Source organism: Pseudoflavonifractor sp. 524-17 (genome assembly GCF_009935845.1).
Classification (GTDB): domain Bacteria; phylum Bacillota; class Clostridia; order Oscillospirales; family Oscillospiraceae; genus Pseudoflavonifractor_A.
This window is the reverse complement of the sequence record NZ_QWEK01000065.1, coordinates 1-17,107: the sequence shown is the minus strand read 5'-3', so window position 1 is coordinate 17,107 and position 17,107 is coordinate 1. Positions and strand designations below refer to the sequence as shown.

Sequence of the window (17,107 nt, the reverse complement as noted above, 5' to 3'; positions counted from 1 at the left end):
CGACATACGAAGAACAAAGTTACGACAAAGTAGCTGAGTACAAGTATGAAATAGCTGATATTCCTCCGGAAAACATATACATTAAGGAGGATAAAAACGTGGTACAGCAAATTTCCGACGCCGAACTTGAAATCATGAAAATCGTATGGGGAAACCCAGAGGATGTGACGTTGTTTCCCTATATCATGGATGGGCTAGCTGCCAGAGGCAAGCTGTGTCAAAAGAATACTTTGATTGTACTCCTATCGCGGCTGATGAACAAAGGCTTTCTAAGTGCAAAGAAAATCGGACGCCGCAATGAATATACCACGCTTGTTTCGGAAGCGGAGTACCAGACGGCACAGACGAAAAATTTCCTGGACAAGATTTATGAGGGCAGCGCAAAAGGTCTGGTTTCCAATCTGATTATGGGCGATCTGCTGACGGACGGGGAATACGAGGACTTAAAAAAGCTGTTGGAGAAAGGGAAGGAGAAACAATGAATGCGGTTTTGAAAATCTTCTTGTCTATGTCCTTTTCTGGCGGCTTGCTCATTCTGGCCCTACTTTTGGGAAAGAAATTTTTGAAAAACAAAATCAGCCGACAATGGCAGTATTACATTTGGCTTGTTGTCGTTTTGCGGCTGCTGCTCCCGTTTGGGACGGAAGTAAGTCTGCTGGGAAAAACTTATCAGGCGGCAGATCAGGCAATTACTCAGGCCGCTCCTTTACCGCCGCAGCAACAGCTCCCATTAAACGCTCCGGAAAGCAATCTTGCTCCCGCTGTTGGGGCGGAACATCACAATGAAACGGTAAGTAGTCCGACAGATGATGTAACAACTGCCCACCCACTTCAAGATATTGGAGTGTTGTTAATCAATCAGATCTGGCTGGTGTGGCTGGTGGCCGCGCTGGGCTTGCTGATACGAAAAATAACAATCTATCAGGGCTTTATGAGGTATATCAAGGCTGGATTAACCCCGGTTTCTGACATTGAGCGGTTAGACGGACTTTCTATTGTTGCGGAGCAGTCGGGCATCAAAAAGCCCATTGAATTATGCGTCAATCCGTTGGTTTCTTCCCCTCTGCTGATTGGCTTTTTCCGTCCTTGTATCGTACTGCCCAGCGCGGACATTCCCGAAAAGGATTTTCGCTATATCGTTCTGCATGAACTGACGCATTACAAACGGCGGGATATGTTCTATAAATGGCTGGTTCAAATTACCGTCTGTCTGCATTGGTTTAATCCGCTGGTTCATCTTATGAGCCGGGAAATTACCAAGGCTTGTGAATTTTCCTGCGATGAAGCCGTCCTTGCCAAAATGGGGAGCGGCAACGCACAGGACTATGGGAAAACTTTGCTTGACGCTATGGTGGCAGTAGGGAGATACAAGGAAAATCTCGGAGCTGTTACTTTAAGCGAAAATAAACAGCTATTGAAAGAAAGGTTAGGTGCAATTATGAAGTTTAGGGAACAATCGAGGTCGGTTAAGATATTGACTGTCCTGCTGACACTGTGTGTAGTTTTGGGAGCGGCCTTTGTTGGTGTCTATTCGCTGGGGCCAGCTACGGCGAACGCCCATGCAGCGTCTCTCCCTGGTACGCCACTGGACACCACCGGCAGACCCTCGTTGTCGCTGGATGTCAGCAGCGCCGCCGTCAATGTGTTGGCAGCTCCCCGGGGCAGCAAGATCTATGCTGAGTTTAACGAAGATGTATATCAGGTTGAGCCTCGCATTGACGGACAGCGGGATATCTGGAGCGTGTCGATATCATGCAAGACAAATACAAACAACAATGCTGAGACCATCAAATTGTATATTCCTGATATTGCGTATGGGGATGTAACTTTGAACGTGGACAATGGGCATTTGACTTGCGACCTTATCAGGTCTGGCAATATTGTAGGCAACTTCAATATGGCGTCCGTCTTTTTGACCTTGCCAGAGGGCTTCGCTGGCTCGGTGGACGCTACAGCCAACAGTGGATATTTTCAGCTAATTTCCCAAGATGATTTCAAGAATACCACTGCGACTATTACAGATAACGGCAGTTGGGGCGAGATATATAGGCCGAAAAATTTCAAGGAAAGTGGAAATTTGGCTACCTTCACAGATGGCACTGGAGCTAATGTAATTCAGATAACACGGAAAGGCTCCGGTGTAATGGGGATTTATACCTCGGACGCATTTGACACATCGAATTTCCCGGATGACTGGAAAGACTTGTGGCAGGACGAATGGCAGGGCAAGCCTTGGGAAGATGATTGGTGGCAAAATACCTGGCAGGAAGATAACGATTGAACCAAGTATTCGTATCAAGTAAAAGACGTATTGCAGGGATATTCAAAAAGTGATTGTCGCCCAGCGGTAAATAAAAAAACCGTTGTTTCGGCGGCTGGTATCTATGCGCCCAAACAAAAGAACAAGTAGCCTTGCGGCGGTTTTGAAATATCAAATTCAAAGCCGCCGCTTTCTTTTGAAAAACGGAAAACGGAGGGCGTGTTAAAGTCGCCCATTTTTAAGGACACGACGGTATCCGGGAGGTATTGTCATGTCCTTTTCTTATAGTTTGCTGTCAAAAAAAGCCCACCCTCTCTAAAGGGAAGCCCTGGCCGTAACTGCTAAAAATGTAATATCCTGTCGCCCCGGTACGTCCGTGTAGCCTTGCGCTATGCGGGCGTTTTTCTATCCAGGCGGCGCTTCTGGACACGGTGTCCAGAGGCCCGCTGCCGTTCCCCGCCCCTCCATTTCGATCTGTCCCTTTCCGCCAACATCGAAATGGAGGTTACATAATGACAACCATCAAATTGAACCGCTACTATCCCCACATGACCGAAAATATCACCCTGGAAGTCTCCGACGAGATCGCCGTTGTGCTCTCTGCCGGGGGCCGTCAGTGTGACAGCTACAAGCGCCGCAAGCGGGAGCATAACGAGTGCTCCCTGGACGCTGACCCCGGCTTTGAGCCGGATGTGATGTTCCCGCCCCTGACCCCGGAGGAAATCATTCTGGACGAGGAAAACCGTTCTGTCCTCTACGCCGCTCTTGACCAGCTCCCGCCCATCCAGGCCCGGAGAGTGTATGCCCATTATATCTTGGGCAAGAAGAAGTCCGAGATTGCCAGGGCCGAAAATGTGGAGGGGAGTGCCGTTTGCGACAGTATCCGCCGGGGCCTGAAAAATCTCTCTGAACTTTTGAAAAATTTTCATTGAGGGGTATCCGAAATCGCCTAAAAACCGCCTGATAGGTAAGGAGGCTTATATGTTTTTTGAGGACAACTGAATATACAGTATTCCAGGCACAAAACCCGTGTGATGAGCGACAAAAGGCGCGCCGCCAGGACAGCCCGCTTGAGGAGGTGACAGAAGCGGGCCGAGCGATTAGCGCGAACCTTTGACCCGGCCCTGGCAAACCGGGCGCGACGACAGCGCGGGGGACAATGAAACTTGCTCACGCCCTCCCATAGACTTGCGGGGGAACTTCGCAATCCTGCGGAGCTATGACAGCCGGAGCCGCCGGCGGCCTGGGATGCTCCCCTGTGCCGGGTGCGTGGCAAATACGGCGCAAGCATTTATCAATTATAGATCGAAATGGATTGATTCCTGCTGGCCTCTGGACACCGTGACCAGATGTGGAGCAAGGTTGAAAGGCAGCACTTTTTCGGGTGCTGTCTTTCTGCGTTCCCCCACATCCTTGTGATTTGGGGCTGTCTTTGGTATAATATACTTGTAAAGGTTGACAGCTCCATTCCGATACGGAAAGGAGCCGACAATGGAAAATCGCATTGACGCTATCTACGCGAGACAGTCTGTGGACCGCAAAGACAGTATCAGCATTGAAAGTCAAATCGAGTTTTGCAAGTACGAACTGCGGGGAGGGAATTTCAAGGACTACAAGGACAAGGGCTTTTCCGGCAAGAACACGGACCGCCCCCGTTTCCAGGAATTGATGGCCGACATCAAGCGGGGCCTGATCCGCCGTGTGGTGGTTTACAAGCTGGACCGTATCAGCCGTTCCATTCTGGATTTCGCAACCATGATGGAGCTGTTCCAGCAGTACAATGTGGAATTTGTTTCCTCTACGGAAAAGTTCGATACCTCCACCCCAATGGGCCGGGCCATGCTGAATATCTGCATCGTGTTCGCTCAGTTAGAGCGTGAGACGATCCAGAAGCGAGTGACCGACGCCTACTATTCCCGGTGTCAGCGGGGCTTCCACATGAGCGGCGCGGCCCCCTACGGCTTCAAGCTGGAGCCCACCACCATCCAGGGCATCCGCACGAAAATGATGATCCCGGACCCCGCCACGGCGAATATCGCCCGGTTGATGTTTGAGATGTACGCCGAGCCGTCCACGTCGTTCGGAGACATCGCCCGGTACTTCGCCCAGGAGGGCATCCTGGTGTATGACAAGGAATTGCGCCGGGGCTTCATTTCTCAAATGCTCCGCAACCCGATTTACGCCCAGGCTGACCTGGAGCTGTACGAGTTTTTCAAGGGGCAGGGGGCCGTAGTGGTGAACGAGGCGGCGGACTTCGCCGGGACCAACGGCTGCTATCTCTACCAGGGCCGGGACGTGCAGGAACGAAAAAACAAGGAGCTGAAAAATCAGATCCTTGTACTGGCCCCCAGCGAGGGCATTGTTCCCGCTGATACCTGACTGCGGTGCAGGAAAAAGCTGATGGCGAACATCACATTCCAGGGCGGGCGCAAGCCGAAAAATACCTGGCTGGCCGGAAAGATGAAGTGCGGCCACTGTGGACGGGCGCTGAAAAGCCTGGGCAACCGGGCGGGGACCCAATACCTCTATTGCACCAAGCGGGCGGACAATATGAGCTGCGAGGGCTGCGGGACGCTTCGGACGGCGGAGTTTGAGCAGTTTGTCTATGAGGCGATGGTACATAAGCTCTCCGAGTTTCAGACGTTGACCGCCAAGGCCGAGACAGTCAACCCCAGGCTGACCGCTCTAAATGTGGAGCTGGCCCAGGTGGAGGACGAGATCGAGAAGCTGTTGAACACCCTGACCGGGGCCAGCGCGGTTTTGATGTCCTACGCCAACGGGAAGATCGAGGAACTGGACGCCCGCCGTCAAGGGCTGATTAAGGAGATTGCCGCGCTGAACGCGGAAAGCGTCTCCCCGCAAAAGATCGAGTATCTGTCCTCCCACCTGGGGAATTGGGACAACATCGACTTTGACGACCGGCGGCAGGTGGCCGACATCATTCTCTCCCAGGTCCAGGCCACCGCCGAGCGCGTTTCTTTTGAGTGGAAAATCTGATTTCTTGCCCCCAGCGTCTTATTCAATGGTGTGTTTACCATTGTCAAGCGATGCTACCTTGGCAAGATATAAATTGCTTCCCAATCCTGCGGTGGCCGTGATCCCCGTCTCCTTCAGCACGTCAAGAATCATTTTCATGACCAGTTGGCGGGGGGAGAGCTTGTAGGTTTTCAGATAGCCGGTCAGGTCAAGAAAGACCTCATCTATGGAGTAGCTGTGAATATCATCCGGGGAGAGATAGCGCAGATAGATGCTATAGATCTTGGTGCTGTACTCCATATAGAGGGCCATTCTCGGCGGGGCTACGATATAGTCTACCGCTAATTTGGGGGAGTCTTTCAGCATCTCCGCATCGCAGGACACGCCGGAAAGCATACGACCTGGGGCGCACCGCTGGCGCTGAACATTGACCTCCCTCACCCGCTGCACCACTTCAAACAGTCTGGCTCTGCCTGAGATGCCATACGCTTTGAGGGACGGCGATACTGCAAGACAGATCGTTTTTTCCGTCCGGCTCAGATCGGCTACCACAAGATTGGTGGTCAGCGGGTCGAGCTGCCGTTCAACCATTTCAACGCTCGCATAGAAGGATTTTAGATCAATGGCGGCATAAACCTTTCCCATACTATTCTCCCATCTCAGTGCTTACCATACGGATGATCTATTGTATCATATGACTTTTACAGTGACAATAAGTATGGAAATTTTTTGCTTATCCGTTCTTTTCTAAAGCAGTCTGGCAGGTGATTGGATACTATATTTCTCTTTGATCGACTAGAGCGACCTGCCTCCTCCTTTGCAAATCCTGAATAACCAAGATTAAAATTCAATAAATTCTGTTCCTGCATCAGGGGTTTCCTCAATGAGCGCGTTTTGTCTATATCCAGCTTGTTCTTTATTGTAAGCAGTTGTGTATTCCGGATAAGATTTGAAAGCTGCATTAAAAAGAGCGGGCATATTAATTACACCGTTCGTTTTTATCTCCGAATAAATCAAGCTCAATTCAAGCAGGGGAATACAGCTGTACTCCTTGGAAAAGAAAAGATTACCGAGGGTTGTATCAATCCCCCTTATCTGATCATACTCTAATTGTTCGCCCAAGTCTTGTTCCTGAAATGTAAGGTCTGCTTTCCAAATTGGATAGCATATGGACAGCATTTCCTCACAGCGGTCTGTTTCCAGCCAGTAAACACCGTTGATAATTTTTTTGTGGCGGACGGTATAGCCTCTCGGCGTATTACCAGGGACAGGATATTCCCCAAAATAGTCCGAACATCCTTCCATTCCATAAAGTGCGATAGTATGAATAGAATCCCCGTATTTATCCACTGGCAGACAATGTTTTCTATGGTAGCGAAAGATCTCAAAGTCTATGATGTATCGCCCGTCCTCCGGCCAGGATTGATCATAAACACACAGATCCGGTTTCCCAGCGAACACCTGACCATAGGACCGGGCTTTATCGGAGATGGCTGGGGCGTCCTTCGTTACTACATAATACTCTGTGTTCTCATCTCCTTTATGGGCTAGAAGGCTGTAAACACCAGGGCTTATCTCCTCCGCCCTAATAACAGATCCCAGTTCCATGGTAAGATCAAACGGCAGCTGATCTGGAGGGAGGTCTTTAGAGGATGTTGGGGGACTTTTTAAGCCCTCGATTATTTCCCTTCTGGATTGGCGATAAACTCTCTTTTCCATATTGTTTTCCTCCGTATACTATTTTTGTCGCGCCACCTAGGATTGCAGAATCAGGCGAATAGCTGTATCCGCGTCAGGCGGCTGTGGTTCGATCCATCCAGTATATTTCTTCCATCGACACTGAAATCCTTGCTTCCAATCGTTATTTATAAACCGCTGAATAGAACGCTTGGCGCTGGTAAGCTCTACATGTTCTTTTGCACAGACTTCTTTGAACAGATCCTCGTAGTTCGTTCTCTCAATGCCTGTACCGCTCATCAAAAACTGCATAATCATTTTCCAAAGATAGCAGCCTCCTTTGCAGATAGGACCGAACTAGTATACAAAAAAGTCCGGTTGCTTAGGTACAACTTTCATGACAACAGGCATGGGTATCTGCCGCTGCTCTTCTGGTGGTACCAAGGCCGCATCTTCTGGTGAGAGTTCCCGGAGCTGGTGGCCGCAATCGCTACAGAAGTTGGCCTCCTCAGAAAAAATAGCTCCGCCACAGTATGGGCAAACGCCTGGCATTCGGAATCATCCTCGCTTCCTTGTAAGACATTTTTATCAGCCAGTAACATTCCGAGAGATAGGATCTATTATGATAATATCCTTGTCCATCTGCTGGGCGTAACGTACTGTTGCTCCGGTTCCGCTGCGTTGGGAACCGTTATAGACGGCCAGAAGCATAGAGGAGTGGTCTACCATATAGCGGTTACGTTTCAACATACAATCCGCCGTGTATGCCTGGCTCACATAAAACCTCTCATCAGCCCGTTCCAGGATAGAACGATACTGCTTCTGCGATAAATCACTCCACTTAATTTCCTGACCCTCGCAGGGCAGGATGCAATGGAGCTTTAACGCAGAATTTTTTTCACGAAGATTCAGCACAATCTCCGCCGCCCATAGATCCACCCCTAAAGCCATGCCGGAGAACCAGTCTGTCACACCTCTGTCTACCAGCATTTTGATTTGCTCGGACAGGGTTTCCTTTAGCAATCTACATTCTTTGGCGCCCTCATCATACTTCCATGGGAAACTTTTCGGACGGTGGCCAGTAAAGGCGCAGGAATATAATTTCATGATAATCCCCCCTATTTTTAAGCCCTGTTATCTATATCGCTATTTCTGCCCTACCATCCGTTATCTTTTTTCTTTCTCCTCTTTTTCCGTCCCCCCCTTCTAACATAAAACTGTAAGGAACAGGATTTTTGTTCAACCCAGACCAGACAAAGCACTCCGCCTTAGACTGCGTGGGCCAGCACACCCGCAATATTGCGTATGCGATAATTCGTCCAGCGGTATCGATCACTGATTGAACTTTTGTACTTGTAAATAATTCACTGTCTAGGTCTTGATCTGACGAAAGAGCGGACAACGGGATAGCCATAGGTATACCAAGAGAAATTACCGGAATGCCTAAGGCGGACCAATTTGCTCTCCGACCGGACAGGTTCTGTCTGAAACCACCGTTGGTTGAAAGTTGTATCGTCTGAAACAATTTTGAGGGATCTTTTGAAAACAAAGAATCTACAAGCAGTACACAGTCCGCTCCAACCGCTTTTGTGACCCCATCCATGATCACATCGGTGTTTATGTTGTTGGTCAACACTATCCCTGGCGCAATGGAAGAAACCGTTTGGAAATTGCCTTTCCCCTCAATCTCGGTAAGCGCCATTAGCGGCAAATTGCCTGTTACCTCTGGCCCTAGCGCGTCAGCGGGGATATCCCTGTTGCCGATGCCGCAGATGCACAGATTTCCTCCATAATAAGGCTGCAGCATCCGGTCCAGTATTTCGTCCAGACATTCCCCTACCTCGTCTATTTTCATATGTTCATTCAGCTTCGTGCTGGTTTCGATGGTGATGTAGCTTCCAACCACTCGATTGAGCTGTTTCGCCGCCTGCTCTGTTTGGACATGGACGGTGGTTACTTGACAGCCATGCAGTTCTTCCTCGGAAGTCTTGAGTCCGTTAATATCTATATCTTGCAATTTTTCATCTCCTTCTTATTGACTAATTGACTAAAAGTGGTGTGTATCGATAGCATAAAACAGGTTATACTCTAAATTGATATGTTGATGACAATTTATTTGGCAGCTCTAAACTATCATTGTAAATAATATATTCATATATAGTTAATCATTATAAATGATAGATCGTAGTATAAAATTATCCCCAAAGGGGGGAATTGGGTGGAGGTTTATGATTTTGGGTTAAGACTGAGAGAACTTCGAGAGGCTAAAAAGCTTTCACAAACAGAGGTTGCTGTGCGACTGAACGTAGTTCCCTCCACAATAAGCGGGTATGAAAGCAATACCATCACCCCAAGCCTTGAACAATTTACAAGACTGGCAATATTGTATAATACGTCTTTGGATTATATGATGGGGCTTGACAATCGTACTTGTTTTTATTTAGATGGCCTGAGTAAAGAGCAGCAACAGGCAATTTTGGATATTGTGAATCGGCTAAAAGAATTATTGCAGTAAAAATTTTTAAGGAGCTACTTCTTTCCATACTACGTTTTGCCGTATTTATTATACTTCATAACCAACTCGAATGCAAGGTTCCATTTAAGTATAATGAACGGCATAGCGAAGTAATGAGGTGATAACTTGAAAGATGTTCTTGCCGAAATCACAAGATTACGCTTGAAGCGGAAGTGGTCAGAATACGAGTTGGCACAGCATTCTGGATTGTCTCAATCCACAATCTCTACTTGGTATAGAAAAAATCAGACTCCAACAATACAAACTTTAGAAAAGGTCTGTTATGGGTTTGGCATCACCTTATCTCAATTTTTTGCCACAGATAATGATACAATATCTTTAACGGAAGGGCAAAAAGAACTTCTCGACTGTTGGGCTGCATTGACGGACACCCAGCAAGCACTTTTCATGCAGTTATTTAAAAATATCTAATAACTATGTGTCATGTGAGCTACAGGAGAGAGTGAAATGGATGCAGCGGGATTGGGAAAACGTATATATGAAGTCCGTAAACATGCTGGAATGACTTCGGACAAATTAGCGGAACTATGCGATGTGGGTTCAGTTCATATCCGAAAAATAGAGTCTGGTTCAAAAGTTCCCAGCATCCGGCTTTTCACGTGAATTTGTAATGTCTTGCAAATCTCTCCCCGTTAGTTGAAAATAGCAATAAAACTAAATGATTATCATGTTACCCCTGTATCGTATCAATGGTACAGGGGTTTTCTAGTACTCCAGCTTCCAGTTCTATTGTAGGCTGATATTTTCTTACAACTTTTTGTAAGTTACAGGATGAGATAGAATTTACAAATAGAATATATATTATTTTCCTCCCTCGCTTTGGTATGGGAGGATTTTAGATTATTAGCATCTTTGACACACATAAAAATATACACCAAAAATAGCTATAGTCAAGTTTACTGTATATTACTATTTTGAAAAGATGAGAAAGGCTTGTATAGTTAGCTTGCCAACCTTGCGAAGGGAGGGTAAAAGCTTGGATTATACAGCACTTGGTGTGGCCATACGAAAAAAACGTAATGAACGGGGATGGAAAATCGCAGTTTTGGCGGATAAAGTAGGCGTATCTGAGGACTTCATCGGTAAAATTGAGAGAGCGACTGATATACCGAGTCTCCAAACGATTGTGGCGATTGCAAATGCTTTGGAGGTCAGCATTGATTCTTTACTAAGAGATGACTTGGCCGTTATTGATGTATCTCTTTGCGAGGAACTGAATTGTTTGCTTGAGAATATGAATCCTAAAAGGAAGAAATTGTTTTTACAGTTTGTGAGAAATAATGTTGATTTTTTTAATAAGGTAGATTTTGAAGTTGACAGTTGAGTTTCTTAATATAGAACCAAACAATTATCATATTACCCTGCATCGTGTCAACAGTGTAGGGACTTTTCTACCTTTTCCACTCTATTTCATCTGGTATGGTATAACAGTCTGAAATAAACTCTCTATGTAAAGTAAAGCACACCGGAGCATTTGCCTTACCACAAATGCTCCGATACTGTTTCCTAGCGCGGCTAACTCCATCATTACCCTTTTTCAATGTCGCGGCGATTTGCTTTATGCACCGTCTATACTGATAGGGGCGCACAAAGTTCTATCCAAAATCAGGGTTGTTTTAGCGCAATGCACCGTATGGGTCTGTCTCGTTGTACTTTCAAGGGGACTTGTTCGGATAGTGGCCCATAAAGGTGCAATTTCTCAGCCCTATTTTCAAATCATCTACTTCCTCAACGAAAATATTAACCCTTTTGAATTATTTTAACTCAAAAGGGTTATCGTTGCAAGGGCAATCTTGGTTATCCTCCATACAAAGGGGGATAATCATATGACAGTTGGAATAGCGGTAAAGGAGAGGATTTTGCATCTGTGTGAAGAGCGGGCAATATCCGTCAATATGTTATGTACGATGAGTGGGGTCACGCAATCCACAGTAAATAATCTGGTGAATGGCCGGAATAACAGCATCACAGTTGCCACGCTCAAAAAGCTCTGTGATGGCCTTGAAATCACATTGAGTGAGTTCTTCTCCGCCTCGGAGTTTGATACACTGGAACAGGAAATTCAGTAAGGCTACGCCGCCTCCCCGCCGTAGAGGTCATGGTTGACCTGGGCGGCGTAGTGGTTCTCCATGGTGACTGGGGCGTTGTACAGCACAGTCAGCAGGTATTGCTTCATGTTCCGCACCTGGGTGGTGTTCTCCCGGAGGCAGTCGAACACAAAGCGGATGTGCTGGTCATCCAGCTTCAGCAGCCTGGATTTCACCACCGCCTGGGGAAAATCATTCCCCGCCACCCGGAGGCTTTGCTTTTTGGAGCAGACCGCCTCCACCATCAGCTCCACCATCTCGTCCAACTGCCCTGCGTCATCCGGACGCTCCTGTACAAAATCGTCATAGCAGATGTTCTCTCGGATCAGCTCCCGATAGGCGTTCATCGCCTGCTGACTCATCCCGCTGCTCCTGTTCCGCTTCCTTCCCTTCGCTTCAGGCGGCTGTGCCGCTGCCGGCATTTTGGGGTCCCCGCAGAAACCCAGCGCAGCGGTTTCTGTGGAGAGAGGAGGAGCAGCGCAGCGAGTGAGCTTTGCCGCTTGCGGCGAAGCGGGGGATGCGGAGCTTGCGACGACGACGGGAGGGGATGAAGGGAAGGGAAATGAATCCGTACTTACTGAGTTCATTATTTTTTTCTCTTTCTTTACTGGATCTTTCTTTATTTGCGTTGGATTCTCCGTCTGCGTGGAACCCGTTGACGGATGCTCCGTTGTCGGGTTTTCCGGCGACGGCTGGGCCGCAGACGGCCCTTCCGTGGGCGGGGTTTGGTTTGCGGGGTACTCCCGGATGATGTACTCGTTGCTGCTGAATTTGCCGGTCTTGTCGGTGGTCTGGCTGCGGTGGATGTATCCGGCCTTTTCCAGCTCCACCACGGCGGCTCGGATGGCGTCCTTGCCCTCCAGGCTGATGCGGGCCAAACCGGCCAGAGTATAATCCCAATTTTCCGGGAGACTGAGCATGAGGGACAGCAAGCCCTTGGCCTTGAGGGAGAGGGTCTTGTCCCGCAGATGGTAGTTGCTCATGACGGTATAATTTTGAGTACGCTCCACACGAAAAACTGCCATAATTTTTTCACTCCAAATTCATAAAATTTTAGGCTGGGAAACAGGAGATTTTGTTTCCCAGCCTCTTGATAATTAGTTATAAACAGGGGTTGCGTAGCCCCAGATCTCATAGTGACCCACGCTGTAGGTGTTCTGACGACAGCTGTCACCGGAGTTGCCCTCCACGGTGTAGACCACACCGTTCTCCACCCGTTCCACAATGCCCACATGGTCAGGAGCGCCGTCCCGGGGGCCGGAACCGCCCTTGTTGTCCCAATCAAAAAATATTAGGTCACCAGGGCGCGGTTCATAGCTGCCGTCCTGCCACTGGCCTTGAGCCTTGAACCAGCTGGAGCCTATGGAGCAGCTGGCAAACTTGGGGAACACCCCAGCGTCAATGTAGCCGCATTCGTTGGCGCACCAGCTTACAAAGCAGGTGCACCACTCCTCCCGGCTGTGGAAGCCGTACCAGCTCCAGTAGGGCTGACCGCCCACATTGCCCACCTGGGAGAGGGCCACGGCCACAATCTCCCCGCTGGAACTGTAGAGAAGCTCCTGCCACATGGCGCGGTTCTCTCCGTCCAACAGCGCGTCCAAGGCGGCGTTCTGCTCCGCTGTAAAGCTGTAAAACACCCGCATATCATCCGGTGTTCGGGGCGTGACCGTGATGGTCAGTACGGTTTCCGTCCAAGCAGAGGTGTCGTCCTCGGCAGGATGCTCTATCTCAGCTTCCGATGTGGTGATCTTGGTCATATCCCAGAATACCGCCCGCAGCTTTTCTACCACATCCGGGTCCAGGACAGCCACCTGTGTGCCGTCCGCCCCTCCGGCAGTCTTGGCGGCGAACACCGCCAGCACGTCTGTCCAGGATGGTGGGCGGCCCTGGATCTCCACCCGGCCATAGTCCCCTCCTGTCTGGAGCGCGGACAGCCTGTCCGCGTACTCGCCGTTGATCTGGGCAATTGCCGCCGATGGAGTAACCACGTCCTGGGTGTCTCCTCCGTCTGGAAAAAAGATACTGAAAAAGATACCGAAAGGGGAGGCGGCAATTAACCCCACCAGACAAATCACCACCACAACCAGTAGCACAGGCAGGCTCACAGCGCCAATGGCGGCGGCCAGGGTCTGGATGGCCGCAATGGCCGCTTTTACCGCCGCCACAGCGGCTTTTGCCGCAGTCTTAGCCGTGGTTGCCGCAACCTTTTCTGCGGCCTGTGCGCCCCGCTGGGCGGCCTTTGCAGTGGTTGCGGCGGCTTGAGCAGATTTTTGGGCGGTCTTGATGGCCCGCTGTGCTGTTTTCGCCGTCCGCTGGGTGGTCTTGACCGCCTTTCTGGAGGAGCAGTCCGCCGTCTTGATGGTCTGGCGGGCGGTGCGTTCTATGGCCTTTCTTCCGGAACGTGCCGTTTTGATGCGTGTCTGGCCACGATTCCCCGCAGGCCGGGTGTCAGGAGCACCTGGACGTGCAGTGCTGCGCACAGTCTGAGCTGGCGCGGATCTGCCCTGGTCCGCTGCGTATCCATACCGTGCCGGAGCGGAAGAGACCGCATCCTTACCGTTCCTAGCCTGGGAAACAACACCATCTCCCAGGGGCTGAACCTCCACCCGCTTCTTAGCCGTAGTTTGGCCACGATCCCGCATCAACCTTCGCTGCCCTTGGATAAAGGTCTGGGGCGGCGTCTCTGGTTCCACCGCAGCCCATTTCTGGATGTAGGCGTCTCTGGTTTTAATAGGCAGCTGTTCCGGCAGTCCTTTTCTGCTGGAAGGGAATGCAGCCGCCCTATGATCAGGAAGCGCGCTGGAGGCGCTCTCCTTTGTCCTAATCTGGGGCAGCGCCAATTTCGATTGTGGAACCTGCTCCATGGGTGGCGTATGAGGGCTGTGGGCGGCGGTTTCCCTCGTTTTGATTTGAGACAAACCTGGCTTGGGCCGTGTGGCCTGCTCCGTGGGCTGGGTATCATGGGTAGCAGTTTCTCTTGTCCTGATCTGCGGCGGTTCTGATCTCACCCGCGGAGCTGATCCTGCGTCTGTAGGAGTATCATGGATGACCGTCTCCTTCGTCCTGATCCGAGGCAGATCTGCTTTGGCCTGTGGAATAGGCGGCCCATCCGGGTGGGATCTTCTATGGACAGCGGACTCTTTCGTTTTCATCCATGTCTGGGTTATCTTCTCCGCAGGGGCTGGCCCGGCTTTGCCGCTTTCAGAAGGCACAGTGGCGGCGCTGTTCTTTGTGGCAGAAACAACCTCTCGTGTTTTGATTTGAGGCCGCTCTTGCGGGGGCGGTTCATGCGGCGGGAGCCGCTCCGCCGAGACCTCCAGCGGCAGTGGATCTGCCATAGGCTCCTGTGTAGGCGGGTCCGCCGCAGTGGGCGGCGCTTTGTCTGCCTCCCGGCCCTTGGCGGACTTTTTCTTTTTCAACAGAGCCTCTATGTCGCGTTCAACCCGCCGCGTTCCGTCTACGGCGGTGTCCTCGATTCGGTCGCCGCCGTAGTCGCTGGCCTGTCCCCGCTGGGCAGTCTCCCGGAGCTGATCCCGCAGGCGCTCCGTTCCGTCATCCAAACCGCGGCGAACAAGCTCCTTCGGCGCGGCTTGAACCTTCTTCTTTAATCTGCCCTTTACCGTGCATTTTTCCTTGATTTTTGCGATGATCTATCACCTCCTCCAAGGTCGAACAAGGCTGTGGACACGGCTCCGCTCCCTATCGCTGTTACGATTGCTCAACCTCTGTCAAGCGGGTGGTCATCAGCTTATAAAGCCGGTTTTTCGGGAAATTGTCCATAAACGGCACAATGGCGCTGCCGCACTTGATGAGGCCCCGCCCGAAGTCTACGTTGGTGATGTAGGAGAGTTGGTTGTCTGAAATGTTCAGCAGCCGCGCCAGCTCCGCCCGGTCGGTGGCCGCCTGGTTCAGCATGACCAGGAACTCGCTGTTAGCCAGCATGGTCCGGGCGGTATGGGACTGGAGCAGATCCTCCACGTTCTGAGTTGCGCCTGTACACAACGCTCCGTACTTTCTGACCCGTTTCCACAGGGTAAACAGGAAATTTGCGCTGTATTCGTGCTGGAAAAGGAGATAGATCTCGTCAATATAGACCCAAAAACTGATTTTACAAAAGTATGCTGACGAACACCACTTTTTCAACACACGCTTTTTTGTAGACGACGGATTTTCCGGCGTGAGCTTTGAGCGTGAGGGGCTTCAAGCCATGCTGCATGAGGTTGAAGCCGGGAACGTGGCGACCGTCATAACAAAAGACCTTTCCCGTCTGGGACGTAATTATCTGAAAACCGGCGAACTGATAGAGATTGTTTTCCCCGAATACGAAGTGCGCTACATTGCCATTAACGACGGTGTAGACACAGCGAGGGAAGATAACGAGTTTACCCCTCTGCGGAACTGGTTCAACGAGTTTTACGCCCGCGACACCTCAAAGAAAATCCGGGCTGTCAAACAGGCAAAGGCACAGAAAGGCGAGCGCGTCAACGGCGAAGCTCCTTACGGCTACCTTATCGACCCGGATAACCGCAATCATCTGATACCCGACCCGGAAACGGCACACGTCGTAAAACAGATTTTTGCAATGTATGTACGGGGCGACCGTATGTGTGAAATCCAGAACTGGCTGCGGGACAATGAGATATTGACCGTCGGGGAACTGCGCTACCGCAGGACAGGGAGCAAACGCCACCCCCGCCCACAGCTCAACGCATGGTACAACTGGCCGGATAAGACACTGTACGACATTCTGACAAGGAAAGAGTATTTAGGGCATACCATAACCGGGAAAACCTACAAGGTATCTTATAAGTCGAAAAAGACGAAAAAGAACCCGGAGGAAAAAAGGTATTTCTTCCCCAACACTCACGAACCTTTGATTGATGAAGAAACCTTTGAACTTGCACAGAAGCGGATTGCCACCCGGCAACGCCCGACAAAGGTTGATGAAATTGACCTGTTTTCCGGGCTGCTCTTTTGTGGGGACTGCGGCTACAAAATGTATGCAGTACGCGGAGCCGGGACGCTTGAACGGAAACACGCCTACACTTGCGGCAACTACCGCAACCGGGCAAGAAATGATATGCTCTGCACTACGCATTATATCCGCAAAAGCGTATTGAAAGAACTTGTCCTTGCAGACTTGCAGCGAGTAACGTCTTATGTGAAAGAGCATGAACAGGAGTTTATCGAAACCGCCAACGAGTGCAGCGCAAAGGCAGTACAAAAGACGCTGACACAGCAGCGGAAAGAACTTGACAAGGCGCAGAACCGTATTAACGAGCTGAACATCTTATTCCGCAAGCTCTACGAGGACAACGCTTTAGGGAAACTTTCAGATGAACAGTTTGCTTTTCTGACTTCCGGCTATGATGAAGAAAAAAAGACGCTGACCCGGAGGATTGCGGAGCTGTCACAGGAAATCGACAACGCCACCGAGCGCAGCGCGGACGTAAAAAGGTTTGTCGCACTGGTACGCAGATACACAGCGATTGAAGAACTGACCTACGAAAACGTCCATGAATTTATTGACCGTATTCTTATTCACGAACTGGATAAGGAAACGAACACCCG

General features: G+C 50.1%; 14 protein-coding genes and 3 pseudogenes. 9 read left to right on the top strand and 8 right to left on the bottom strand.

Features of this window, described 5'->3' with window-relative positions; all coding sequences use genetic code 11:
- The 4 genes and pseudogenes from D1159_RS16860 to D1159_RS16845 form a co-directional block, all read left to right on the top strand.
- Positions 1–482: BlaI/MecI/CopY family transcriptional regulator (locus D1159_RS16860; RefSeq protein WP_347563718.1), on the top strand; the 482-nt coding region annotated here is incomplete at its 5' end.
- Entirely contained in the window at positions 479–2,281 is a 1,803-nt protein-coding gene (locus D1159_RS16855; RefSeq protein WP_161846777.1) for a M56 family metallopeptidase, read from the top strand. The genes D1159_RS16860 and D1159_RS16855, both read left to right, overlap by 4 nt.
- A 491-nt stretch (positions 2,282–2,772) precedes the next feature.
- Complete coding sequence (locus tag D1159_RS16850) at positions 2,773–3,192, top strand: sigma-70 family RNA polymerase sigma factor (RefSeq protein ID WP_160229135.1); 420 nt, start codon at positions 2,773–2,775, stop codon at positions 3,190–3,192.
- Between the two features lie 559 nt (positions 3,193–3,751).
- Positions 3,752–5,257, top strand: a pseudogene (locus tag D1159_RS16845) (recombinase family protein).
- Positions 5,258–5,308: 51 nt separating this feature from the next.
- Here D1159_RS16845 and D1159_RS16840 read toward each other — a convergent pair.
- From D1159_RS16840 to gpr, 5 genes and pseudogenes are all read right to left on the bottom strand, one after another.
- Positions 5,309–5,881 (bottom strand): annotated as a pseudogene (locus D1159_RS16840) (DNA methylase); the annotation flags it as partial.
- 195 nt (positions 5,882–6,076) lie between these two features.
- Positions 6,077–6,955 carry a hypothetical protein gene (locus D1159_RS16835; RefSeq protein WP_161846775.1) on the bottom strand — a complete coding sequence of 293 codons (879 nt, stop codon included), beginning with the start codon at positions 6,953–6,955 and terminating at the stop codon, positions 6,077–6,079.
- A gap of 36 nt (positions 6,956–6,991) precedes the next feature.
- Positions 6,992–7,225 (bottom strand): hypothetical protein, encoded by a 234-nt coding sequence (locus D1159_RS16830; protein WP_161846774.1) that lies wholly within the window; start codon positions 7,223–7,225, stop codon positions 6,992–6,994.
- A gap of 276 nt (positions 7,226–7,501) precedes the next feature.
- A complete protein-coding gene (locus D1159_RS16825) occupies positions 7,502–8,020 on the bottom strand; it encodes an SLOG family protein (RefSeq protein ID WP_161846773.1) in 519 nt (172 codons plus the stop codon).
- Between the two features lie 31 nt (positions 8,021–8,051).
- Complete coding sequence (gene gpr, locus D1159_RS16820; RefSeq protein ID WP_161846772.1) at positions 8,052–8,930, bottom strand: GPR endopeptidase; 879 nt, start codon at positions 8,928–8,930, stop codon at positions 8,052–8,054.
- 201 nt (positions 8,931–9,131) lie between these two features.
- Between gpr and D1159_RS16815 the strand changes: the two genes are divergently transcribed.
- From D1159_RS16815 to D1159_RS16795, 4 genes are all read left to right on the top strand, one after another.
- Positions 9,132–9,428, top strand: coding sequence for a helix-turn-helix transcriptional regulator (locus D1159_RS16815; protein ID WP_161846771.1), 297 nt, complete (start codon positions 9,132–9,134; stop codon positions 9,426–9,428).
- Positions 9,429–9,554: 126 nt separating this feature from the next.
- Positions 9,555–9,860: a helix-turn-helix transcriptional regulator gene (locus D1159_RS16810; protein ID WP_161846770.1), complete on the top strand. Its 306-nt coding sequence runs from the start codon at positions 9,555–9,557 to the stop codon at positions 9,858–9,860.
- 565 nt (positions 9,861–10,425) lie between these two features.
- Positions 10,426–10,773, top strand: a complete 348-nt coding sequence (locus tag D1159_RS16800; RefSeq protein ID WP_161846768.1) for a helix-turn-helix transcriptional regulator — start codon at positions 10,426–10,428, stop codon at positions 10,771–10,773.
- Positions 10,774–11,275: 502 nt separating this feature from the next.
- Complete coding sequence (locus D1159_RS16795) at positions 11,276–11,518, top strand: helix-turn-helix transcriptional regulator (protein WP_161846767.1); 243 nt, start codon at positions 11,276–11,278, stop codon at positions 11,516–11,518.
- A 2-nt stretch (positions 11,519–11,520) separates the two neighbouring features.
- On the opposite strand, the gene D1159_RS16790 is transcribed toward D1159_RS16795, so the two are convergent.
- From D1159_RS16790 to D1159_RS16780, 3 genes and pseudogenes are all read right to left on the bottom strand, one after another.
- A complete protein-coding gene (locus tag D1159_RS16790) occupies positions 11,521–12,561 on the bottom strand; it encodes a DUF6017 domain-containing protein (RefSeq protein ID WP_161846766.1) in 1,041 nt (346 codons plus the stop codon).
- A 72-nt stretch (positions 12,562–12,633) separates the two neighbouring features.
- The gene (locus tag D1159_RS19835; protein WP_243152359.1) at positions 12,634–15,096 is read right to left on the bottom strand and encodes a CHAP domain-containing protein; all 2,463 of its coding nucleotides are present in this window, start codon (positions 15,094–15,096) and stop codon (positions 12,634–12,636) included.
- A gap of 148 nt (positions 15,097–15,244) precedes the next feature.
- Positions 15,245–15,640, bottom strand: a pseudogene (locus D1159_RS16780) (TraE family protein); the annotation flags it as partial.
- Here D1159_RS16780 and D1159_RS16775 point away from each other — a divergent pair.
- Positions 15,639–17,107: recombinase family protein (locus tag D1159_RS16775; RefSeq protein ID WP_161846779.1), on the top strand; the 1,469-nt coding region annotated here is incomplete at its 3' end. The pseudogene D1159_RS16780 and the gene D1159_RS16775 overlap by 2 nt on opposite strands.

Excerpts from the sequence above, each read along its gene's own strand:
- D1159_RS16855 (WP_161846777.1), top strand. The coding sequence starts at position 479 with ATGAATGCGGTTTTGAAAATCTTCTTGTCTATGTCCTTTTCTGGCGGC.
- D1159_RS16850 (WP_160229135.1), top strand. The coding sequence starts at position 2,773 with ATGACAACCATCAAATTGAACCGCTACTATCCCCACATGACCGAAAAT.
- D1159_RS16835 (WP_161846775.1), bottom strand. The coding sequence starts at position 6,955 with ATGGAAAAGAGAGTTTATCGCCAATCCAGAAGGGAAATAATCGAGGGC.
- D1159_RS16830 (WP_161846774.1), bottom strand. The coding sequence starts at position 7,225 with ATGCAGTTTTTGATGAGCGGTACAGGCATTGAGAGAACGAACTACGAG.
- D1159_RS16825 (WP_161846773.1), bottom strand. The coding sequence starts at position 8,020 with ATGAAATTATATTCCTGCGCCTTTACTGGCCACCGTCCGAAAAGTTTC.
- D1159_RS16795 (WP_161846767.1), top strand. The coding sequence starts at position 11,276 with ATGACAGTTGGAATAGCGGTAAAGGAGAGGATTTTGCATCTGTGTGAA.
- D1159_RS16790 (WP_161846766.1), bottom strand. The coding sequence starts at position 12,561 with ATGGCAGTTTTTCGTGTGGAGCGTACTCAAAATTATACCGTCATGAGC.